This window comes from Catellatospora methionotrophica (assembly GCF_011297335.1).
Lineage (GTDB): Bacteria > Actinomycetota > Actinomycetes > Mycobacteriales > Micromonosporaceae > Catellatospora > Catellatospora methionotrophica.
In genome coordinates this window covers 14,185-35,763 of the sequence record NZ_JAAOTJ010000032.1, presented here as the reverse complement: position 1 = coordinate 35,763, position 21,579 = coordinate 14,185, and the positions used below count along the sequence as shown (strand labels likewise).

The 21,579-nt window shown below is 72.4% G+C and carries 22 protein-coding genes; 14 read left to right on the top strand and 8 right to left on the bottom strand.

Annotation, left to right across the window (positions count from 1 at the left end):
• Nucleotides 1-47: 47 nt before the first annotated feature.
• Entirely contained in the window at nucleotides 48-968 is a 921-nt protein-coding gene (locus HAV40_RS35635; RefSeq protein WP_166388705.1) for an MBL fold metallo-hydrolase, read from the bottom strand.
• Nucleotides 952-1,527, bottom strand: a complete 576-nt coding sequence (locus HAV40_RS38200; RefSeq protein WP_203672156.1) for a winged helix-turn-helix domain-containing protein — start codon at nucleotides 1,525-1,527, stop codon at nucleotides 952-954. Before HAV40_RS38200 ends, HAV40_RS35635 begins: the two co-directional genes overlap by 17 nt.
• Before the next feature lie 124 nt (nucleotides 1,528-1,651).
• Here HAV40_RS38200 and HAV40_RS35625 point away from each other — a divergent pair, with 124 nt between their 5' ends.
• On the top strand, nucleotides 1,652-2,392 hold the full coding sequence (locus HAV40_RS35625; protein WP_239087037.1) for a TetR/AcrR family transcriptional regulator: 741 nt from the start codon (nucleotides 1,652-1,654) through the stop codon (nucleotides 2,390-2,392).
• 28 nt (nucleotides 2,393-2,420) lie between these two features.
• Here the strand turns inward: HAV40_RS35625 and hypF are convergent, their stop codons facing one another.
• Nucleotides 2,421-4,727, bottom strand: coding sequence for a carbamoyltransferase HypF (hypF, locus tag HAV40_RS35620; RefSeq protein WP_203672159.1), 2,307 nt, complete (start codon nucleotides 4,725-4,727; stop codon nucleotides 2,421-2,423).
• 229 nt (nucleotides 4,728-4,956) lie between these two features.
• Between hypF and HAV40_RS35615 the strand changes: the two genes are divergently transcribed.
• Together HAV40_RS35615 and HAV40_RS35610 are read left to right on the top strand one after the other, a co-directional pair.
• A complete protein-coding gene (locus tag HAV40_RS35615; RefSeq protein WP_203672163.1) occupies nucleotides 4,957-5,331 on the top strand; it encodes a hypothetical protein in 375 nt (124 codons plus the stop codon).
• 15 nt (nucleotides 5,332-5,346) lie between these two features.
• A complete protein-coding gene (locus HAV40_RS35610) occupies nucleotides 5,347-5,892 on the top strand; it encodes an MOSC domain-containing protein (protein WP_166388703.1) in 546 nt (181 codons plus the stop codon).
• A gap of 86 nt (nucleotides 5,893-5,978) precedes the next feature.
• Here HAV40_RS35610 and HAV40_RS35605 read toward each other — a convergent pair whose 3' ends face one another.
• A complete protein-coding gene (locus HAV40_RS35605) occupies nucleotides 5,979-6,692 on the bottom strand; it encodes a hypothetical protein (protein ID WP_166388702.1) in 714 nt (237 codons plus the stop codon).
• A 55-nt stretch (nucleotides 6,693-6,747) separates the two neighbouring features.
• A complete protein-coding gene (locus tag HAV40_RS35600) occupies nucleotides 6,748-7,242 on the bottom strand; it encodes an SRPBCC family protein (protein WP_166388701.1) in 495 nt (164 codons plus the stop codon).
• Between the two features lie 218 nt (nucleotides 7,243-7,460).
• On the opposite strand from HAV40_RS35600, the gene HAV40_RS35595 reads away from it, so the two are divergent.
• Entirely contained in the window at nucleotides 7,461-7,844 is a 384-nt protein-coding gene (locus tag HAV40_RS35595; protein ID WP_166388700.1) for a PRC-barrel domain containing protein, read from the top strand.
• A 55-nt stretch (nucleotides 7,845-7,899) separates the two neighbouring features.
• On the opposite strand, the gene HAV40_RS35590 is transcribed toward HAV40_RS35595, so the two are convergent.
• Nucleotides 7,900-8,376 (bottom strand): hypothetical protein, encoded by a 477-nt coding sequence (locus HAV40_RS35590; protein WP_166388699.1) that lies wholly within the window; start codon nucleotides 8,374-8,376, stop codon nucleotides 7,900-7,902.
• Between the two features lie 143 nt (nucleotides 8,377-8,519).
• On the opposite strand from HAV40_RS35590, the gene HAV40_RS35585 reads away from it, so the two are divergent.
• Nucleotides 8,520-8,792 (top strand): GlsB/YeaQ/YmgE family stress response membrane protein, encoded by a 273-nt coding sequence (locus tag HAV40_RS35585; protein ID WP_166388698.1) that lies wholly within the window; start codon nucleotides 8,520-8,522, stop codon nucleotides 8,790-8,792.
• Between the two features lie 62 nt (nucleotides 8,793-8,854).
• On the opposite strand, the gene HAV40_RS35580 is transcribed toward HAV40_RS35585, so the two are convergent.
• Nucleotides 8,855-9,499, bottom strand: coding sequence for an alpha/beta hydrolase (locus tag HAV40_RS35580; protein ID WP_166388697.1), 645 nt, complete (start codon nucleotides 9,497-9,499; stop codon nucleotides 8,855-8,857).
• Nucleotides 9,500-9,675: 176 nt separating this feature from the next.
• Between HAV40_RS35580 and HAV40_RS35575 the strand changes: the two genes are divergently transcribed.
• The 3 genes from HAV40_RS35575 (at nucleotide 9,676) to HAV40_RS35565 (ending at nucleotide 11,354) form a co-directional block, all read left to right on the top strand.
• A complete protein-coding gene (locus HAV40_RS35575; RefSeq protein ID WP_308441079.1) occupies nucleotides 9,676-10,113 on the top strand; it encodes a VOC family protein in 438 nt (145 codons plus the stop codon).
• Between the two features lie 123 nt (nucleotides 10,114-10,236).
• Nucleotides 10,237-10,701 (top strand): MarR family winged helix-turn-helix transcriptional regulator, encoded by a 465-nt coding sequence (locus tag HAV40_RS35570; protein WP_166388695.1) that lies wholly within the window; start codon nucleotides 10,237-10,239, stop codon nucleotides 10,699-10,701.
• Nucleotides 10,698-11,354: a hypothetical protein gene (locus HAV40_RS35565; protein ID WP_166388694.1), complete on the top strand. Its 657-nt coding sequence runs from the start codon at nucleotides 10,698-10,700 to the stop codon at nucleotides 11,352-11,354. The genes HAV40_RS35570 and HAV40_RS35565 overlap by 4 nt, the downstream gene beginning before the upstream one ends.
• Before the next feature lie 221 nt (nucleotides 11,355-11,575).
• Here HAV40_RS35565 and HAV40_RS35560 read toward each other — a convergent pair whose 3' ends face one another.
• A complete protein-coding gene (locus tag HAV40_RS35560; protein ID WP_166388693.1) occupies nucleotides 11,576-12,778 on the bottom strand; it encodes a cryptochrome/photolyase family protein in 1,203 nt (400 codons plus the stop codon).
• A 69-nt stretch (nucleotides 12,779-12,847) separates the two neighbouring features.
• Here HAV40_RS35560 and HAV40_RS35555 point away from each other — a divergent pair, with 69 nt between their 5' ends.
• The 6 genes from HAV40_RS35555 (at nucleotide 12,848) to HAV40_RS35530 (ending at nucleotide 21,554) form a co-directional block, all read left to right on the top strand.
• Nucleotides 12,848-13,765, top strand: coding sequence for a MerR family transcriptional regulator (locus tag HAV40_RS35555; RefSeq protein WP_166388692.1), 918 nt, complete (start codon nucleotides 12,848-12,850; stop codon nucleotides 13,763-13,765).
• A gap of 115 nt (nucleotides 13,766-13,880) precedes the next feature.
• On the top strand, nucleotides 13,881-14,753 hold the full coding sequence (locus HAV40_RS35550; RefSeq protein ID WP_203672166.1) for a GNAT family N-acetyltransferase: 873 nt from the start codon (nucleotides 13,881-13,883) through the stop codon (nucleotides 14,751-14,753).
• Nucleotides 14,750-15,856, top strand: a complete 1,107-nt coding sequence (menC, locus tag HAV40_RS35545; RefSeq protein WP_166388691.1) for an o-succinylbenzoate synthase — start codon at nucleotides 14,750-14,752, stop codon at nucleotides 15,854-15,856. The genes HAV40_RS35550 and menC overlap by 4 nt, the downstream gene beginning before the upstream one ends.
• A gap of 57 nt (nucleotides 15,857-15,913) precedes the next feature.
• The gene (locus tag HAV40_RS35540; protein WP_166388690.1) at nucleotides 15,914-16,240 is read left to right on the top strand and encodes a hypothetical protein; all 327 of its coding nucleotides are present in this window, start codon (nucleotides 15,914-15,916) and stop codon (nucleotides 16,238-16,240) included.
• Nucleotides 16,241-16,306: 66 nt separating this feature from the next.
• Nucleotides 16,307-17,863 carry an N-acyl-D-amino-acid deacylase family protein gene (locus tag HAV40_RS35535; RefSeq protein ID WP_166388689.1) on the top strand — a complete coding sequence of 519 codons (1,557 nt, stop codon included), beginning with the start codon at nucleotides 16,307-16,309 and terminating at the stop codon, nucleotides 17,861-17,863.
• Between the two features lie 745 nt (nucleotides 17,864-18,608).
• The gene (locus HAV40_RS35530) at nucleotides 18,609-21,554 is read left to right on the top strand and encodes a glycoside hydrolase family 48 protein (protein WP_166388717.1); all 2,946 of its coding nucleotides are present in this window, start codon (nucleotides 18,609-18,611) and stop codon (nucleotides 21,552-21,554) included.
• Nucleotides 21,555-21,579 lie beyond the last annotated feature (25 nt).

Below are 21,579 nucleotides of genomic sequence, written 5' to 3'. Positions count from 1 at the left end.
CCGGTCACGGCGGCCCGGAGTGGGACGCCGTGACCGGCGCGATGTGCTCAGCGGTGGAACACCCTGGCCCAGGCCTGGTGGACGCGGCCTCGGGTGAGCAGGCGGCGCAGGTCCCACGGGCGCGGTTCGTGGTACAGGATGAAGTCGTCGTACCGGCGCACGCCACGGCGGCCGGTCATGGCGACGGCCGCGTCGCGGACGGCGGTGAGCTGCTGCGGCGTCATCGCCAGGGCGCGCTCGCCCGGCTGCCGGGTCGCGCCGATCGGGAAGTCGCGCCCCGGGCGGCGGGTCATCTCGACGTGGCAGCCGAGCACGTGCGTCACGGGTCGGCGGGCCGCGAAGGCGACCAGGCGGTCCATCGTCGCCCGGTAGGCGGTGGCGTCGAACACGAGCAGCCGTCCCGGCAGGACGGTGTCGCCGGTGAGCAGGATCCCGGTGGCCGGGTCGTAGACGGTGATGGCCGCGGCGTGGTGTCCCGGTGACGGGATGACCTCCAGCACTCGCCCGCCGAGATCGAAGGCCGCGATGTCGTCGGGTCGGTCGTGGGCGATGCCGAAGAACGAGCGCACCGCGTCCAGGTCGCGCCCGACCACGGTGGTCGCCGGGCGGTCGGCGAACTGCTCGTCGGCGGCCACGTGGTCACCGTGCCCGTGGCTGTGGGCGACGACTAGCGCGTATCCGTCGCGCGGATGGGCGGCGAGCCACCCGTCGACGAGCCGGTCGACGGTGGCACGTAACGGGAACGCGGCCGGGTCGCCGGTCGCGCCGGTGTCGAGCAGCAGTGCCCTGTCGTCGCCGAACAGCAGATACAGGAACGGCGCCTCGTAACTGGTCGCCTTGCTCTGCCGCAGGATGACCGTGTTCTCGGTGTACGCGTGAACCTGGATCGGGGGCTCGTCGCGCGAGATGCCGGAGTTCCACACCACATCCAGGGACCCGGCGATCGGGTGGTCAGTTGTCGGCGGCATCGCCGTCCTCCTTCGGGCCGGTGCCGGCGATGGGGGTCGCCGCGGCGAAGAACCGCAGGTAGTGCTGGCCTTCGGTGGCGGTTCGGGCGGCGTACGGCTCCAGGAGCGCCGTCCACTGCCGCCACAGTTGCTCGGCCTCCGCTGCGGACAGCGCGACGACGGCGTGGGCCAGGCGCTGCGTCGGCTGGTCGCCGGTCGCGTCCAGGTCGCGGGCCTTGTGGTCGACGTGGGTGAGAATCGCGCGGGTCTCCCGTTCGACGACCACGCGTTCCAGTTCGCGGCGTACGACCTTGTCGGCGCCGGCGGGAATGCGCAGCCGCGTCGAGCCCTCGGGCAGCCGCCAGCGCCGCTCCCGCTGGTCCCGGCCGGGTCCGGCGTCCTCGACGAAGCCGTACTTGGCGAGCTGTCGCAGATGGAACGAGCAGTTCGCCTGCGGCACGCCGAGGATGCGGCCGCAGTGCGCGGCGGTGGCCGGGCCGGTCGCGCCGAGGAGTTCGAGCAGGTCCAGCCGTAGCGGGTGGGCCAGGGCGCGCATCGCCGTGGGGTCACTGACGTCCATATGTCAAAGACTACTTTGGCAATACGAAATGTCAAACACTTCTTTGACTATGCCCGGAAAGGCTCGTGACGACGCGGGTGCCGTACGATGTACGCCGACGGACGTGGCGAGGTGGAGTGTTCCTGTGAGTGCCAAGAGCGACCCGGGTCGCAGTCTCGCGCTGCTGTGGGGCTCGCACACCCGACCCGGCCGGTCCGGCCTGACGGTCCGCGCGATCGTCGAGGCGGCCATCGCGCTGGCCGACGCCGAAGGGCTGGACGCGGCCACCATGCGCCGGGTCGCCGACAAGATCGGCTCGGGCACCATGTCGCTCTACACCCACGTGCCCGGCAAGACCGAGCTCAACGACCTCATGGTCGACACGGTGATCGGCGAGCTCTACACCGGCGTCGACGACCCGTCCGGGCGCGACGGCTGGCGCGCGGGCATGCGGTACGTCGCCGAGCGCAACTGGGACCTCAGCCTGCGCCACCCGTGGCTGCTCGACGCCACCGGCGGCCGCCCCACGCTCGGCCCCAACGCCCTGCTCAAGTACGAGGCCGAGCTGCGCGTGCTGGACGGCATCGGCCTGACCGACGTGCAGATGGACTCGGTGCTCACCCTGGTCCTCACCCACGTCGAGGGCGTCGCCCGCAGCCACGCCGGGCTGGCCCGCGCGCAGCGCGACTCCGGCCTGACCGAACTGGAATGGTGGCGTGCCACCGCCCCGGTCCTGGAACGCGTCATGACCGGCCACGACTTCCCGCTCGCCGGTCGCGTCGGCGAGGCCAGCAGCCAGGTCTACCAGGCCTCCGCGGACCCCGTGCACGCCTTCGCGTTCGGACTCGACGTCATCCTCGACGGCGTCCAGCGCCTCATCGACTGAACCCTGCCAACCGTGGCGGCAGGCCCGCTCAGTGCCGGTCGCGGGCGCCGGCCACGGCGACCTGGCCGAGGCTGAGGCCGCCGTCGTTGCAGGGGACCTGCCGGTGGGTGAGGACCCGGAACCCCGACAGGGTCAGCCCGTCCAGCGTCCGGCCCAGCAGCAGCGTGTTCTGGAAGACCCCGCCCGACAACGCCACGGTGTGCAGGCCGTGCCGCTCGCGTACCAGCAGGCAGGCGTTCACGATCAGGTCGGCGACCCCGGCGTGGAAGCGGGCCGCGATCTGCGGCGTGCCCACCCCCGCCAGCCGGTCGGTCAGCGCGGCGCGGACCAGGTCGGCCCCGCGCAGGGTCAGCACCGGGTCCTCGGCGATCTCCGCCGGGTAACCGGCCACCTCGCCGCGCTGCGCCACCTGCTCCAGCTCGATCGCGGCCTGACCCTCGTAGGTGACCTCGTCGCGCAGGTCCAGCAGCGCCGCGACCGCGTCGAACAACCGCCCCGCGCTGGAGGTCAGCGGCGCGTTCACCCCGGCCCGCACCGCCTCGCGCAGCGGCCGCCACGCGTGGGCGTGCCGCTGCGCGACCGCCACCCCGGGCAGTTCGCCGCCGAGCGCGTCCAGGTAGGACAGGGCCATCCGCCAGGGTTCGCGGACCGCCGCCGCGCCGCCGGGCATCGGCACCGTCGCCAGATGACCCACCCGGGTGTACGCCGCCAGATCCGCGACCAGGATCTCGCCGCCCCACAGCGTGCCGTCGTCGCCGTAGCCGAGCCCGTCGAAGGCGACCCCGATGACCGGCTCCCGCTCGCCGTGCTCGGCCAGGCAGGACGCGATGTGCGCGTGGTGGTGCTGCACCCCGACCGCCTCGACCCCGTCCCGCTCCAGCGCGTACGCCGTCGACGGGTAATCGGGGTGCAGGTCGTGCGCGACGAGTTCCGGCGTGATCCCGAGCAGCCGCTCGAAATGCCCGACCCCCTCGGTGTACGCGCGATACGTCGCCGCGTTGGTCAGGTCGCCGACGTGGTGCGACAGCGTCGCGAACTCGCCCCGGGCCAGGCAGAACGTGTTCTTCAGCGCGGCACCGCAGCCGAGCACGGGACGGCGCAGCTTGATCGGCAGCCGCACCGGGCGCGGCACGTACCCGCGCGAGCGGCGCAGTAGCGTCGGCGCACCGCGCACCACCCGCGCGACCGAGTCGTCGGTGCGCAGGTGGATCGGCCGGTCGTGGGTCAGCGTGACGTCGGCGATGCCGGCCAGCTGGGTCAGCGCGTCGTCGTCGCGGTACGCGATGGGCTCGTCGGACACGTTGCCGCTGGTCATCACGAGCGGTCGGACGAGCGTCGCGAGCAGCAGGTGGTGCAGCGGCGTGTACGGCAGCATCAGGCCCAGCTCGCCGCAGCCCGGCGCGACGGCCTCGGCGATCCGGTGCGCCGGATGACGGGTGCGCCGGGGCAGCAGCACGATCGGCCGGGCCGGGTGGCGCAGCAGCCGTGCCGCGGCGGGCTCCACCTCGGCGATCCCGGCGGCCTCGGACAGGTCGGCCACCATCAGCGCGAACGGCTTGTCCTCGCGGTGCTTGGCGGCCCGCAGCCGGGCGGCGGCCTCGGGATGGGTCGCGTCGACGGCCAGGTGGTAGCCGCCCAGTCCCTTGATCGCGACGATCGCCCCGCCGCGCAGCAGCCGCGCCGTGGCCGCGACCGGGTCGGCACCGGCGGTGAGCAGCGAACTGCCGTCCATGCTGAGCAGACTCAGCCGGGGCCCGCATGCGGGGCAGCACACGGGCTGGGCGTGGAAGCGGCGGTCGGCCGGGTCGGCGTACTCGCCGGCGCAGTCGCCGCACATGGCGAACCCGGCCATGGTCGTGTGCGGCCGGTCGTAAGGGACGTTGCGCACGATGGTGAACCGGGGACCGCAGTGGGTGCAGTTCGTGAACGCGTACCCCTGCCGCCGCCCGCCCCCGCCGGTGGTCTCGTCCAGGCACGCCTCGCAGGTCGCGGCGTCGGGGGCGACCTGCGCGGCCGGCGGGCCCGACGCGTCGGAGGGCATGATGCTGAAACCGGGCGCGCCGGTCACCGGCAGCGGCGCGGCGGTCATCGAGTCGATCACCGCCAGCGGCGGGCGTTCCAGGTCGAGCGCGCACAGGAACACGTCCAGCGCGGCGCGCGGCCCCTCCGCCTCGATGAACACGCCCTCGGTGTCGTTGCCGACGTGTCCATGCAGGTGCAGCCGCTGCGCGAGGGTGTAGACGAACGGCCGGAACCCCACCCCCTGAACAACCCCGGCGACCCGCACCGCCAGCCGCTCGTTGGCGGTTTCGTCAGCAATCACCCCGTATGCCATGACATGATTCTGCGGCCCCGGACCCGGAAAACCAGCGGACCCGCCCGGCCCGCCGCCGCTACAGTTCGCCGATGACCCGGCCGCTGCTGTTCCTCGACGTCGACGGACCACTCAACCCGTACGCCGCCAAGCCCAGCCGCCGCCCCGAGGGCTACCTCACGCATCGCATCACCACCGCCTCGGATTACGGCTACGACATGTACGGCCGCCGCCGCAAGCCGCTGCGAGTGTGGCGCGGGCCGACCACGGCCCGCAGTTGCTGGCGTTGCCCTATGACCTGGTGTGGGCGACCACCTGGACCGACGAGGCGAACGAGTGGATCGCGCCCGTGCTCGGCCTGCCGGAGCTGCCCGTGGTCGACTGGCCGCAGCCGCGCTCGGCGGTCCGGGACGGCGTGCACTGGAAGACCCGCCGCCTGGTCGAGTGGGCCGGCGGCCGTGACTTCGCCTGGGTCGACGACGAGGTCAGCGACGCCGACACGGCGTGGATCGGCGCGGCCCACCCCGGACGGGCGCTGGTGCACCGCGTCGACGCCCGCCTCGGCCTGCGCGACGGCGACTTCACGGCGCTCGCCGCCTGGGCCGATCCGGCCCGTTCGGGCTGATGCGAGAATGTGTGCATGTCCGCTCCGATCGTGGTGGCCGTCAGCCGGGACGCCGAGCACCGATTCAGCAAGCCGAACCTCGACGAGATCGAGCTGGTCGCGGGAATCGGGGTGGCCGGGGACGCGCACGCGGGCGTGACCGTGCAGCACCTGTCCCGCGTTGCCGCCGACCCGACCCAGCCGAACCTGCGCCAGGTCCACCTGATCCACGCCGAACTGCACGACGAGGTACGCGAGCAGGGCTTCGAGGTCGCCCCCGGCCAGCTCGGGGAGAACATCACCACCCGAGGCCTGGACCTGCTGTCACTGCCCCGGGGCACCGTGCTGCGTTTCGGCCCGCAGGCCGCCGTCGAGGTGACCGGACTGCGCAACCCGTGCCCGCAGATCGACCGTTTCGAACCGGGCCTGCTCAAGCAGGTCGTCCACCGCGACGCCGACGGCAACCTGGTCCGCAAGGCGGGCATCATGAGCATCGTGCTGACCGGCGGCCCGGTGCGCCCCGGCGACACGGTCACCGTCGAGCTCCCCGCCGAACCGCACCTGCCGCTGGACCGCGTCTGAGCACCGTACGGTAGGGCTTGAGCGCGAAGCCTCGGACGTGTAACCCCCAGCGCATGGCGGCAGGTAACCGGCCGCTACCGACGGGTTCAGCCGAGGCGTTCGACGGCGACCGGGAGCAGGCCGTGGGCACGGGCCAGTTGCCGCAGGTCGCGCAGCAGCACCGGCACCGCGCTCGCGGGGCCGTCACGCAGGCAGGCGGTCAGGTCGACGGCCCAGCCCAGGCCAGGCCCGACACGCCGCAGCTCCCAGCTCAGCTCGTGCCCGTCGACCTCGCGGCGGGCCCGCCCGACCAGCCGCCCCGACGGGTCGGCAGCCGGTTCGACCGGCTCCAGCCGCCACCACAGCCGCAGGCATTGCAGCCCGTGCCGGTCCAGGTCGCCCGCGAACAGGATGCGGTACACGTGCCGGTCCCGGAAGCCGGGCGGAGCCTGCGCCGGGCCCAGGCGCAGCAGCGGGGCCGACGGCAGCGGCAGGAAATCGGCGAACCGGCCACGCAGCCACCGCTCGTCCGGCAGCTCGCCCCCGCCGAGCAGTTCCAGCGCGTCCTGCGCCGCGTCAGCGCTGATCGCGCTGATCCTGGTACGTATGCCGCCGTCCGCGCGCAAATCCCGGCTGAGTGCCGGGGTGCACTGCCATGAGCGCTCGGCCGCCGTCCAGGTCACGTTGTCGATGCCGATCGCGGTGCCGTCGTCGCGCAGCACCCACTCCTCGACGACGACCGCCTCGGGGCGGCCGGATCCGTCGGCGGCGAGCAGGTAGTAGTCCAGCTGCCGGGTGGGTGGGGTCGGCGGATGGGGCATGAGCAGATGATGCACCCTAGGGCGCCGGGGCGGGTACAGCGACCCGCGCCGGGCGTCAGTGCCGGGCGACACGCTCCAGCCGGACCTCGGCCAGTGCCCGCGCGTCGTAGGTGTTCTCGCGGTTCTCGGCGAAGTCGGCGAGCCTGCTCAGCGCTTCCCGGTTGCGGCCGTGCAGCAGCAGGTCGTTGAGCTTGTTGCGGGCGGCCAGCAGCGGGCCGCTGGTGAAGTCCTCGACGAGGGTCACCAGGGTCGTCGTGGCGTCCAGCCGGACCAGGCGGAAGTCGACGACGGCCTCGCCGAGCGGCCACATGCGCGCCCGCATCACCAGCCGGTGCGGCGGGTCGCAGGCCACCACGTGGGTGACGTCGGAGGTCGACAGCGGCCAGGGGCCGACCTTGTGGTGCAGCCGGCTGCCGAGGGCGGGCCAGGAGGAGTCGACGTCCCTGATGTGCGCGGTGCCGACGACCCAGTCCGCGTACGTCCAGCCGTCGGCGAGGACGGCGAAGACGCGCTCGGGCGAGGTCGCGATGACGCGCTCGGTTCGTGCCATGGCTGGGTCGTACCCGCCCGGCGTACGAAATATGCATTTCGCCCATATGCCGCGATGATCATCCGACCTGCCGGGGAATCGCGCGTATCTTGAGCGGCCATTCGCCCAGGTGCCCGGCAAGTCGAGTGATCATGGGCGGGGGAGGACGGGTTAGGCGGGCAGGAGAACGGGTAGGCGGTCGTCGTCAGCAACCAGTCCAACGAGGAGGAGGAAAAATCATGACTGCCATGAACCCGATCCCCTGGGACCCGTGGAGCTACAGCGCGGACCTCGACTACAAGACGGCGGACGACGGCGGTGACCGTTCGATCGTCGGTTTCCACATCGAGGCCGTCGACGGCGGTATCGGCAAGATCGATGAAGCGACCGGGGCTGTCGGCTCCAGCTACATCGTGGTCGACACCGGTCCGTGGATCTTCGGCAGCAAGCGGATGCTCCCGGCGGGAGTCGTGAACAACATCGACTTCGCCGAGGAGAAGGTGTACGTCAACCGCTCGAAGGCCGAGATCAAGGACGCTCCGGAGTACGACCCGGACCGTCGCGACGACACGCTGTACCGCGATCAGGTCGGCACGTACTACGGCGACCGCGAACGTCGGTGACGATGTGAAAGGGCGGGCCCCGGCGTATACACGCCGGGGCCCGCCCTTCTCGTGCCTACTCAGGCAGCGCGGTCTCGCACAGGCAGCAGGTGTAGTCGCCGTCCTTGACCAGGTTCAGCTGCCCGCAGCCGGGGCAGTGCCGGAACTCGAACGCCGCCGTGAACCCGCCCGGCCGCGCGATCCCGGCCCGGTCCAGCGCCGCGGCCACCGCGGGCCAGGAGCCTGGCGCGGGGGCGTACCCGGTCGACTGGTTGCTGATCTCGGCGACGGCCCAGCCCGCACCCGTCCACCGCAGCGACAGTTCGCCCGCGCCCAGCACGTCGCGGCCGCCCGCGCACGCGACATGCTCGCTGCGCCGGTCGGCGACCAGCAGCCGCCCGTCCAGATCCACGACGTACGTGAACGGCTCTCCGCTCACCCGTGCCGCCCACGCGCCGACCGCCTCAAACGACTCCAGTGGCCGCCCGCCGTCCTGGGCGGCGGCCGCGACGAGCAGTTCGCCAGGCCCCACGTACCGATACACGCGATCCATCCGTGCAGTGTGCGTCGACAGCGCCGTTCCGTCACGCCGTTTCCGCCGGGTGAGGCAGGTCGGGTCGGGTGTGGACCTCGGGTGGTTTTGCGGGGGTGGGGGGTGGGCATCTTCTTGTCAACGACAGGGAGAGGAAGGGCACCGTGGAAATCACCGGTATCTTCACCGCGATCATCATCGGTCTGGTCATCGGTGTGCTCGGCCGGCTGGTCCTGCCGGGCCGCCAGTCCATCGCACTGTGGCTGACCGTCGTCATCGGCATCGCCGCCGCGCTGCTGGGCACGTTCGTGGCCGGTGCGCTGAACGTCGCGAGCACTGGTGGCGTGGACTGGCTGGAGCTGTTGTTCCAGATCGGATTCGCGGCGCTGGGTGTCGCGCTGGTCGCGCCGATCGCCTCGCGGTCGCGCGTCGACTGACCCATCGACCATGATGCGGGCCGGGTGGATACCCGGCCCGCATCGCGCTGTCCGGGCCCGTTTCAGGCCGTGGGGGCTGTGCTGGGCCGGGGCGTACGGGCCGCGACGAAGCCCCCGACCAGCCGGTGCCAGTACCGGGCGCGGCGCAGCATCCCGTGGCCGTCCCCGGCGACGGACAGGAACGTGACGTGCCCACCGGCCCGCTCGGCCGCGGCGGCGTACCGGCGGGAGGCGGCAGGGTCGGTGATCCGGTCGTGGTCGCCGTGGGCGATGAGCACGGTGCGTCCGGCGAGCTGCCCGACGGGGTCGCCGGGTTCGATCCACGGGGCGAGTGCGCATACGGCGGTGACCTGCGGGTCGCCCGCTCCCCACAGCGCGGCGCGGCCGCCCATCGAGTGGCCGATCAGGATGACGGGCAGCCGTGGGTGGCGCTCGCGCGCCCGGTCGAGGGCCCAGGCCAGGTCGCGGACCGGGTCGGCGGCCGGGCCGTTCCAGCCCCGCAGGCGGTAGCGCAGCCGCCACACGGTGACGTCGGCGGGCAGGGCCCGCTGGAAGGGCAGCATGCGCAGGTATGCCGGGCTGCCGCGCCAGAGCCTGCCGTGTCCGCGCTCGGCCCCGCCGGGCAGCAGGATCACCAGCGCGCGGGGGACGTCGGTGGCGTCGCGGATCTCCAGCGCGGGTTCGCGCACCTCGGCTCCCTCGATCATGGTTCGGCACTGACCCCAGTGTGCCTCGCGACGCCTGCCCGCGCGGCTGGTGAGCTGGCCGGTGTCGGCGTTCGTCCGCGTCGGGCGGGGTGGCCGGGATACGATGTTGATCATTGTTGGCGTGCCTGGCGACATGCCCAGCCTGCGTGGCGGGCTGATCGGAGTGCCGTATGGACATGAAGCTCGAAGTACTCGTGGTGCCCGTCTCCGACGTGGACCGGGCCAAGGCGTTCTACGAGATGCTCGGCTTCCGGATGGACATCGACTACGTCGGCGAGGAGGGCTTCCGGGTGGTGCAGTTGACGCCGCCGGGCTCGGAGTGCGCCGTCATCATCGGTTCGGGGATCACCGACGCCGCGCCGGGTTCGCAGCAGAACCTGCACCTGGTGGTCAAGGACATCGTGCAGGCCCGTGACGAGCTGATCGGCAAGGGTGCGCAGGTCGGTGAGATCTTCCACGACGCGGGCGGCATCTTCCACCACGTCGGCGGCAAGGACCGGGTGGCCGGTCCGCAGCCGGAGCGGGCCGACTACGGCTCGTTCGCCGAGTTCGAGGACCCGGACGGCAACGGCTGGGTGCTCCAGGAGATCCGGGTCCGGGCTCCCGGGCGCTGACAGCGTGCAGAACCCCCGCGCGGGACTCGTCGCGCGGGGGTTCTGTTTGCCCGCCCAGTCGTGTCATGCCATCATTGTGTGCCTAGCACATAGTGAGTGTGCATCACGATATTGGGAGGGTCGATGGCCGAGCAGCGGCACATCGCGGGGCTCGACCGGGTGCTCGAACTGGTCGTGCTGCTCGACAAGGACATGACCGAGAGCCTGGCCACGCAGGGCCTCACCCCGTCCCGGACCACCCTGCTGTGGCTGCTGCGCAGCAACGGCCCGAGCACGCAACGGGCGCTGGCCGACGGGCTCGGCGTGAGCGCCCGCACCGTCACCGGGCTGGTCGACGGGCTGGAGGCCACCGGCTTCGTGACCCGGCAGCCGCACCCCACCGACCGCCGGGCGCTGCTCGTGACGTTCACCGAGCACGGCGCGGCCGTCGTCGCCGAGATGGAGCAGCAGCAGGGCGGATTCGCCGACCTGCTGTTCGGCGGCATGCCGGACGAGCGGTTCGACTGCCTGTACGCGGGCCTCAGCGAGATCGTGGACCGGCTGCGCGCGGCCGGTCTGACCACCACCCCCAGCGAGGAGCAGCCATGACACCCCCGGCGACGCACTGGTCCGCACCGGCGTGGCGGCTGCTCCGCAGGCTCTGGGCGTACGAGGTCGCCATGTGGCGCAGCCTGTACCGCTGGACGCTGCGCCGCCCGCTGGTGACCGAGCCGGGGGCGGTGCCCTTCGGTCATGCCAAGTCGACGACGCCGGTCATCTGGGTGTTCATCGTGCTGTCCGCGATCGAGATCCCGGCCGTGGACCTGCTGCTGCCGTGGCAGAGCGCCCGGCTGGCGTTCGCCTTCCTCGGCGTGTACGGCCTGGTCTGGATGGTCGGCCTGCTGGCCATGGTGAAGACGCACCCGCACGTGGTCGCCCCCACCGGCCTGCGCCTGCGGCAGTCGGCGACGGTCCTGCTGCCGATCCCGTGGGAGAACGTGGTCTCGGTCAGCACGCGCAACCGCTCGCTGCCGACGGGCCGCGCCTTCCAGTACGAGCAGACCTCCGACGGCACCGTCCTGAGCGTCGTCGTGCTCAGCCAGACCAACGTGGACGTCGTGCTGCGCGAGCCGACGGTGTTCGCGCTCCCGAAGGGCACGACCGAGCCGGTCACTGAGCTGCGGATCTGGGCTGACGAGCCGAAGGAGTTCGTCGCCAAGGCGCGCGAGCACCTGGCGCGGCAGGGCGCCCGCGCGGCCTGATGCCGCGCAGGCGCACACGATCCATGATCACGAAGACTGTGATCATGGATCGTGCCTGGCGTTTCTGTGAGAAGCAGCAGGTCAACGCGTTGACGTAAGACGCTCCGGAAGCACCGGGTGGGCGGCGAGCGGATCAGCCAACGGGGATCGTGAGCTGGGAGGGTCCGCGAAACCGCAGCTCGCAGGATGGGTGGGCGTCTCGGAACCGGTTTCGGGGCCGGTCAGGTCCAGCGGCGTACGTACTCGCCGTCGGGGTCGAAGCGTTCGGCCTGCCGGTCCGGGCTGAAGCGGCGGTAGGGCTTGGTGTCGGTGCCGGTCCCGGCGACCCACTGCCAGTTGCCGTTGTTGTTGGCCACGTCGGCGTCGATGAGCAGGCGGTTGAACCAGGCCGCGCCGTCGCGCCAGTCCAGCCCGAGGGTCTTGGTCAGGTAGGACGCGGTGACCAGGCGGGCCCGGTTGTGCATCCAGCCCTCGGCGGCGAGCTGCTTCATGCCCGCGTCCACGATGGGCACCCCGGTCTCGCCCGCCTGCCACGCCTGCAGCGCCTTCGGGTCGTCCTTCCACTGCTCCTGCGCGCCCGGCCGGTAGGCCTGCGTGCCGAGCTTCGGGAACGCGGCCAGCAGCTGGTGGTAGAAGTCGCGCCAGCACAGCTGTCGCTGGTACGCGTCGGGCATCCCGTCGGCGGTGGCCAGGGCGAGCGGGGACAGGCAGCCGAAGTGCAGGTACGGGCTGACTCGTGAGGTGGCGTCGCCGGGCAGGTCGTCGTGGCGGTCGGCGTACGCCGCGGCTTTGGTCTGCCAGCTCTTGAGGCGGCGCAGCGCCTCGGTCTCCCCGCCGGGCATCGGGCTCGGCGACTCGCTTTTCGCCTCGCCGAGCACGGTGCGCGGATCGTCGCCGGTGAGCCCGTCGGGCAGCGGGACGCGGCGTGGCGTGGCGACGGTGCTGCGCCAGCGCTTCGACTGCCAGGCCCGCCAGTACGGGGTGAAGACCTTGTAGTGGTCGCCGCCGGTCGAGGGGGTGACCTCGCCCGCGGGCACGATGGTGACGCCCGGGAACAGCTTGAGCGCGATGCGTTCGCGCGCGCAGGCCCGGGTGAGCCGCTCCTGGCGGCGCGCGGCGTACGCGGACACGTCGGCGGTCAGCGCGATGCCCTCCGCGCCTACCTCGCGGGCCAGCCGAACCGCCTCGGCGACCGGGTCGCCGGAGCGCACCAGCAGGTCGCCGCCGCGCTTGCGCAGGCCGTCGCGCAGGTCCTGGAGGCTTTCCAGCAGGAAGCGGCGGCGGTTGTCGGGGACGGCCAGTGCCGGGTCGGCGACGAACAGCGGGACGACCCGTTCGGCGTTGGCGCAGGAGGCGGCCAGCGCGGGATGATCGTGCACGCGCAGATCACGGGTCAAGAGGACTACGACGGTTTTCATGATCATCCCCAGGCGTTCGGCGGGAGATAACGATGCAGCAATCAACGCAACTGTACGCTGCGATAGGCTCCTGAGGTGGCAGGCGAGGACGAGGGTCTGAGCGCGGGTGCGGTCGCGCGTCGGCTCGGCATCGCCGTGACCACGCTGCGCACCTGGCATCAGCGCTACGGGCTAGGGCCCAGCGGGCACGATCCCGGCCACCACCGCCGCTACGACGCCGACGCCCTGGCCCGGCTGGAGACCATGCGGCGGCTCACCACCCAGGGCGTGCCCGCCGCCGAAGCCGCCCGCGTCGCCCGCTCCGCCGGGGCCGCCGGCATCGCCCAGCTCGCCGAGGACCGCCCGCCCGTACGCGACGGCGGCGGCCACACCGTCGCCGTCGGCCGGGCCGGTGCGCAGGCGCGCGGCCTGGCGCGGGCGGCCATGCGGCTCGACGCGCTCACGGTGCGCCACCTGGTGCAGGAGTCCGTGGCCGAGCACGGCGTCGTCGACGCCTGGCAGGACCTGCTGGTGCCCGTACTGGTCGGCATCGGCACCCGGCACGCCGCCACCCAGCGCCTGGTCGACGTCGAACACCTCGTCTCGCGCTGCGTCAGCGAGGTCTTCGGCGGCATCCGCCGACCCGCCCCGGGTTCGCCCGTGCCGGTGCTGCTGGCCTGCGCCGACGAGGAGCAGCACAGCCTGCCGCTGGAGGCGATGGCCGCCGCGCTCGCCGAACGCGGCGTCGCCGCCCGGCTGCTCGGGGCGCGGGTCCCGCCGCGCGCGCTGCTGGACGCGGTGCGGCGTACCGGGCCGTCGGTCGTGCTGGTGTGGTCGCACCAGGCCGACACCGCCGACCTGGCCACCGTGACAGCCGTGCTGGAGCTGCCGCGGCGGCCGACCGTGGTCGCGGCGGCCGGTCCGGGCTGGCCCGACGAGCTGCCGACCGGGGTGCTGCGGCCGCGCACACTCCAGGAGGCGCTGGCGCTGGTCGACACGGCCGACCCTCGCTGACACCGGGCTTTCGTACCACCGCCTCCGCCGGGCAGGCCCATCGCGGCACGGCATGATCGTGCCTACGGTGGACACGGCGCGCTCCGGGCACGCCCGGTCAGGAGAGTGGGGCGACGTGACGCAGCAGATCACCGTGGACACGGTGGTACGGGCCGAGGAGCTGGCGCGGGCCGCCGCGGACCGGGTCGGCGTCCGCGTACGGGAGCTGTCGACGGTGGCGGAGCAGAACGCGGCCGCGGAGCTGCTGTGCCGGGTGTGGCGGGCGGACTCGCCGGACCAGCTCGTCAACGCGGGCATGATGCGCGCGCTGGAGCACTCCGGCAACTACGTCGTCGGGGCATACCGCGACCGCGACCTGGTCGGCGCGGCGGTGGGCTTCTTCGGGACCGGCCACCTGCACTCGCACATCGCCGGAGTGGACCCGGCGCGGCAGAGCGGCGGGGTGGGCTTCGTGCTCAAGCAGCACCAGCGGGCCTGGTCGCTGGCGCGCGGCATCGGCGAGGTGTGCTGGACCTTCGACCCGCTGGTGCGCCGCAACGCCTACGTGAACCTGCACAAGCTCGGCGCGACGGCGGCGGAGTACCTGCCGGACTTCTACGGCGAGATGAACGACGGCATCAACACCGGCGAGGCCACCGACCGCATCTACATCCGCTGGGAGCTGCTGTCCCCGGCCGCCCGCGCCGCGGCCCAGGGCGAGGTGCGCGACGTCGACGTGCCCGCGCTGCGCGCCGCCGGGGCGGTCGAACTGCTGGGCCGCACCGAGCGCGACTGGCCGGTGCCGTCCGCGCTCCGGCCGCCTGCCGACCGGCGTCCGGTGCTGGTCGCGGTGCCCGCCGACGTGGAACGGCTGCGGGTGGACGACCGCGAGGTGGCGAGACTGTGGCGGCCCGCGGTGCGGGACGCGATCTGCCGGGCGCTGGACAGCGGCTACCGGATCACCGGGATGAGCCGTGACGGATGGTACGTGTTGGAGGAGAGCGCATGAAGGTGACCGGGTTCGAGCTGCGCCGCATCGCGATGCCGCTGGTCAGTCCGTTCCGGACCTCGTTCGGGGTGGAGCACGACCGCGACGTGCTGCTGGTGCGCGCGGTCACCGAGGACGGGGCCGAGGGCTGGGGCGAGTGCGTGGCGATGGCCGAGCCGCTGTACTCCAGCGAGTACGTCGACGGGGCCGCCGAGGTGATCCGACGGCTGCTCATCCCGGCGGTGCTGAGCCTGCCCGACGCCGACCCGTACCGCGCCGAGGTGCCGTTCGCGAAGATCAAGGGCCATCCGATGGCCAAGGCGGCCGTGCTGACGGCGCTGCTGGACGCGCGGCTGCGTACAGCCGGGCTGCCGCTGGCCTCCTACCTGGGCGGGGTGCGCGACCGGGTGCCCGCGGGCGTGTCGGTCGGCATCATGGACTCGATCCCGGAGCTGATGGAGGCCGTCGAGGGCTACCTGGCCGAGGGCTACCTGCGGATCAAGCTGAAGATCCAGCCCGGCTGGGACGTCGCGCCGGTCCGGGCGGTACGCGAGCGCTTCGGCGACATCATGCTCCAGGTCGACGCGAACACGGCGTACACCCTGGCCGACGCCCGCCACCTGGCCAAACTGGACCCGTTCGACCTGCTGCTCATCGAGCAGCCGCTGCCCGAGGACGACATCCGCGGCCACGCCGAGCTGGCCCGTCAGGTGCGCACCCCGATCTGCCTCGACGAGTCGATCACCAGCGCGCGGGCCGCCGCCGACGCGATCGCGCTCGGGGCCACCTCGGTCGTCAACATCAAACCGGGCCGGGTCGGCGGCTACCTGGAGGCCCGCCGCGTACACGACGTCTGCGCCGCCAGCGGCGTGCCGGTCTGGGTCGGCGGCATGCTGGAGACCGGCATCGGCAGGGCCGCGAACGTGGCCCTGGCCGCGCTGCCCGGCTGCGTCCTGCCCGGCGACACCTCCGCCTCGGACCGCTACTTCCGCCGCGACGTGACCGCCCCGTTCGTGCTCGCCGACGGCCACCTGGCCGTGCCCACCGGACCGGGCATCGGCGTCGACCCCGACCCCGACGCCCTCGCCGAGGTCACCACCGCCACCGAGTGGATCAGCAGATGAGCCGGCCGTCGGCCTGTTGCCCCTGCCGGTGGGGCCTGCGTCGGCGACAATGACCAGGTGGCCACGCGTACCCGAGCAGGCATCGACTGGCTGGCACTCGTCGTCGCCTTGCTGTGCCTGGCGACCGCCGGCGGCTACGTCGCGCTGGTCGTCGGCGCCGGTGACGCGCCCGTGCTGTGGTTCGTCGCAGGGCTGCTCGTCGCGGCCGCGCTGACCCTGCACGGCTCGATCCGCTCGCGGCGGTTCAGGGCTCCCGCGCTGCTGGCGTCCGGGGTGCTGCTCTGCGCGCTCGGCGCGCTGGCCCTGTTCACCATCGGCCTGCCCGTCGTCGCGGCCGGACTCATCGCCTTCGCCGCCGCGGCCCGCGCCCGCGTCGCGGCCTGAGCCTCCCCGGCGCGGACCCACCCCCACGACCGGTGCCCGGTCGGCTCGTCCTGTGGAGGAAAGACCATGCACGACCTGGTGCTGCGCGGCGGCACGGTGTACGACGGCCTCGGCGGCCCCGGCCTGGCCGCGGACGTCGCGGTCACCGGCGACCGGATCGTCGCCGTCGGCGCGGACCCCGGCCCCGCCCGCCGCGCGCTCGACGTGACCGGCCTGGCCGTCGCGCCCGGCTTCATCGACGCGCACAGCCACTCCGACCCGGTGCCGCTGATGCCCGACCCACAGCCGTTCAAGCTGCACCAGGGCGTCACCACCGAGATCGTCGGCAACTGCGGATTCTCCTTCGCGCCCCTGGACGACGCCACGATCGCGGCCACCGGGCCGCTGTTCGCCGAGCTGGCCGGAGGGGTCCCGGTCGTGCCGCGCGACTTCGCCGGCTACCTGGCCGACATCGCGGCCGCCGGGCCGACCAACCACATCGCCGCCCTGGTCGGGCACAACACCCTGCGGGCGTACGCCAACGGCATGGACGAGCGGTTGCGCCCCGGCGCGCTCGACCGGATGTGCCGCCTGGCCGACGACGCGTTCGCGGCCGGGGCGGTCGGCCTGTCCAGCGGCCTGATCTACCCGCCGGGCAGCTACGGCGACACCGCCGAACTGGTCGCCCTGGCCCGGGTGGCGCACCGCTGGAACCGGCCCTACACCACGCACCTGCGCAACGAGGACGACCGGCTCGGCGAGGCCCTGGACGAGGCGATCGCCATCGCCACACAGGCCCGGGTCCGGTTGCAGGTGTCGCACTGCAAGGTCGCCGGGCAGGCCAACCACGGCACCGCCAAGCAGCTCCTCGCGAAACTGCACCAGGCCCGCCTGGCGGGCGTCGACGTACGCGGCGACCAGTACCCGTACCGTGCGGGCGGCACCTTCCTCAACGCGCTGCTACCCGGCGCGGCCCAGGTCGGCGGCACCGACGCGATGCGGGCCCGGCTCGCCGACCCGGCGGTTCGCGCCGAGCTGCGGGCCCTGGCCGAGGACCTGACGCGGCCCAACGGGTTCTGGGCGCGGGTGACCCCGGCCGACGTCCTGGTCACCACGCACACGACCCGGCCCGAGGTCATCGGCCGGACACTGGCCGAGCTGGCGGGTACGGGCGACGCCTTCGACGCGCTCTGCGAGGTGCTGATCGCCGATCCGGGCGCGGGCATGGTGATCACGATGATGGCCGAGGAGGACGTGGAGACGATCATGGTCGACCCGCTGGTCGGCATCGGCTCCGACAACGGACCGCCGGTCGGGTTGCAGCACCCGCGTACATGGGGCTGCTTCCCGCGGGTGCTCGGCGAGTACGTCCGCGAGCGCGGCCTGCTCACCCTGCCCGAGGCGATCCGCAAGATGACCTCGGCGATCGCCGACCAGTTCGGGCTGACCGGGCGCGGCTACGTCGGCATCGGGGCGGCCGCCGACCTGGTCGTGTTCGACCCGGCCACGATCGGCCACGACGGCACCTACGCCGTACCCGACATCCGGCCGACCGGCGTCGAGCACGTCCTGCTGGCGGGCCACATCGTGATCGAGGCTGGCCGGTTCACCGGCGAGCGGCGAGGGCTGGTCCTGCGCGGCTGAGGTGACACGGAGCGGCGCGGGTGGCTGGGTTGGGCTCGGCAGGGCTGGGCTGGGCTCGGCGGGGCTCGGTTGGGCTGGGCTCGGCGGGGCTCGGCTGGGCTGGGCTCGGCGGGGCTCGGCTCGCATGGTGATGATCGCTGTTTGTGGTCAAAACCTGCGGTGGGACCACACTTTCTGACCGTAAACAGCGATCTTCGACCGCCGCCCCGAACGGCAGGGTTAACAAGGGCACCTTCCTCTACGCATAGCGATGGGAAGGTGCCCTTCCTTCGGCGCGGCGCGGCGCGGCGCGGCGCGGGCGCGGTGCGGTGCGGTGGCGCGGCGTGCGGCGGTGGCGCGGTGCGGTGGCGCGGTATGCGGTGGTGGCGCGGCCCGGTGCGGTGGTGGCGTTGCGTGGGGCGGTGGCGCGGCGTGGGGCGGCGGGCGGGGCGGATGGTGTGTGGCGGGGTTGCTGGGGAGTTGCTGGGAAGGCTGGGAGGGGGCTGAGAAGTGCTGCGTGGACGGGCCTTGTGATCAGTGGAGGTCGATGCGACGATGCATCTACTCGTGTGGAGCCTCACGCGGATCGGGCGGCCGAGGGCAACCGGGGGACCGGACGGCGCCTGATTGGCCGCTGCGCGGCCGCCGCGTTCCCGTCCCGTCCACGGCCCCGATCCGGGACTAGCGGCCGGCACCCGCTCCATGAGGAGAACTCGTGAGTATCCGCACGTTGAGACGCCGCGTCGCGCTCGTCGCGGTCGGCGCCATGGTCGTGGTCACGGGGGCGACGATCGCGTCCCCGGCCCACGCCGCCGTGTCCTGCCAGGTGACCTACACCAAGGCCTGGGACAACGGCAGCGGCTTCGGCGCCAACCTGAACCTCACCAACACCGGCGACCCGCTGACCAGCTGGTCACTGACCTGGACCTGGCCCGGTAACCAGGGCGGCATCCAGGGCTGGTCGGCCAACTACGCCCAGTCCGGCCAGAACGTCACCGCCACCAGCCTGTCCTACAACGGCAGCCTGGCCACGGGCGCGTCGACCGGTATCGGCTTCAACGCCTCCTACAGCGGCACCAACACCAACCCGAGCAACTTCGCCGTCAACGGCGTCTCCTGCGGTGGCACCACGCCGACGGTGAGCCTGGTCGTGTCGCCGACGTCGGTGAGCGTGCCCGAGGGCGGCACCGCCACCTACGCCGTACGCCTGTCGGCCCAGCCCAGCGGCAACGTCACGGTCGCCACGACGGCCGGTTCCGGTGACACCAACCTCACCGTGTCGTCCGGCGCGAGCCTGACGTTCACGACGAGCAACTGGAACACGAATCAGATCGTCACGCTCGCGGCGGCCGAGGACGGCGACACGAGCAACGGCACCCGGCCGTTCACCGTCGCGTCCAGCGGACTGACCTCGGTGACCGTGAACGCGACCGAGGCCGACAACGACACGGTCACCCCGCAGTCCCTCGTCGTCTCGCCGACCAGCGTCAGCGTGCCCGAGGGCTCGACCGCCGTGTACGCCGTACGCCTGGCCGCGCAGCCGTCCAGCAGCGTGACGGTCACGAACACGGCCGGGTCCGGTGACACCAGCATCACCGTGTCGTCGGGCGCGAGCCTGACGTTCACGACGAGCAACTGGGCCACCACACAGAACGTGACCCTGGCCGCGGCGCAGGACAGTGACAGCACCAACGGCACCCGGCCGATCACGGTCGCGTCCAGCGGGCTGTCCTCGGTGACCGTCACCGCGACCGAGGTCGACGACGAGAACACCGCCAACGCCTACATCACCGAGTTCACCACGCAGTACAACAAGCTCAAGGACCCCGCCAACGGCTACTTCTCGCCGGAGGGCATCCCGTACCACACCATCGAGACGCTGCTCGTCGAGGCGCCGGACCACGGCCACGAGACGACGTCGGAGGCGTTCAGCTTCTGGATCTGGATGGAGGCCCAGTACGGCCGGGTCACCGGCAACTGGACCCCGTTCAACAACGCCTGGAACATCACCGAGCAGTACATCATCCCGTCCGCGGCCGCCCAGCCGGGGCAGAGCACGTACAACCCGAGCGACCCGGCCGACTACGCGCCCGAGTCGTTGCAGCCCAACGGCTACCCGGTGGCGCTGAGCACCAGCGTGGTCGCCGGTCAGGACCCGCTGGCCAACGAGCTGCAGAGCACGTACGGCAACCGCAACATCTACGGCATGCACTGGCTGCTCGACGTCGACGACGTGTACAAGTACGGCACCGGGCGCACCGGGGCCGAGTGCGGCGACAGCACGCAGCGCGTCACCTACATCAACACGTTCCAGCGCGGGCCGCAGGAGTCCACCTGGGAGACGGTCGCGCACCCGTCCTGTGACACGGGCCGGTTCGCGAACTTCCCGTCCCTGTTCATCGCGGGTTCGGGCACCAACCAGTGGCGGTACACCAACGCGCCGGACGCCGACGCGCGGGCCGTCGAGGCGGCGTACTGGGCGCTGCAGTGGGCCACGGCCCAGGGCAACCAGTCGCAGATCTCGGCGACGATCGCCAAGGCCGCCAAGATGGGCGACTTCCTGCGGTACGCGATGTACGACAAGTACTTCAAGACCCCCGGCTGCACGTCCACGTCCTGCACGCCGGGCAGTGGCAAGAGCAGCAGCAACTACCTGATGTCGTGGTACTACGCCTGGGGCGGCGACATCGGTGGGGCGTGGTCGTGGCGCATCGGCTCCAGCCACAACCACCAGGGCTACCAGAACCCGCTCGCGGCGTACGTGCTCGGCTCGTCGGGCCCGTCGGCGCTGCGCCCGCAGTCGCCCACGGCGGCGACGGACTGGGACACCAGCCTCACCCGCCAGCTCGACTTCTACCTCTGGCTGCAGTCGGCCGAGGGCGCCATCGCCGGTGGCGCGACGAACAGCTGGAACGGCAACTACTCGGCGCCGCCGTCCGGCACGCCGACCTTCTACGGCATGGCGTACGACGTCAAGCCGGTCTACCACGACCCGCCCAGCAACCAGTGGTTCGGTTTCCAGGCGTGGTCGCTGCACCGGGTGGCGGAGTACTACTACGTCACCGGCAACGCCAAGGCCAAGCAGATCCTCGACAAGTGGGTCGCCTGGGCGGTCGCCAACACCACCCTCGGCTCGGGCTCGGCGTTCACCATCCCCGGTGACATGACCTGGTCCGGCCAGCCGTCCGGCAACTTCAGCGGCGGCGGCACCCCGGCGGCCAACCCCGGCCTGCACGTGACGGTGTCCAAGACCAGCAACGACGTCGGCGTCGCGGCGGCCTACGCCCGTACGTTGACGTACTACGCGGCCAAGGCGGGCAGCACCACGCTGGGCAACTCCGCCAAGGCGACCGCCAAGGGCCTGCTGGACCGGATGATCCTGCTCAAGGCCAACGACACCAAGGGCATCGTGGTCCCCGAGGTCCGCGAGGACTACAACCGGTTCGACGACGTGTGGAACTCCACCACGCAGACCGGCATGTACGTCCCGTCGAGCTTCAGCGGCATGATGGGCACCGGCGTGCCGATCAACTCCAGCTCGACGTTCATGTCGGTCCGCCCGTTCTACGCCACCGACCCGGCCTGGCCGGCCGTCGCGGCGTACATGAACGGCACCGGCCCGGCTCCGACCTTCACCTACCACCGGTTCTGGGCCCAGTCGGACATCGCCATGGCGTTCGCCGACTACGGCAGCCTGTTCCCCGCCGGCTGACCCCGGCCCGACCCCGCACGCCGTC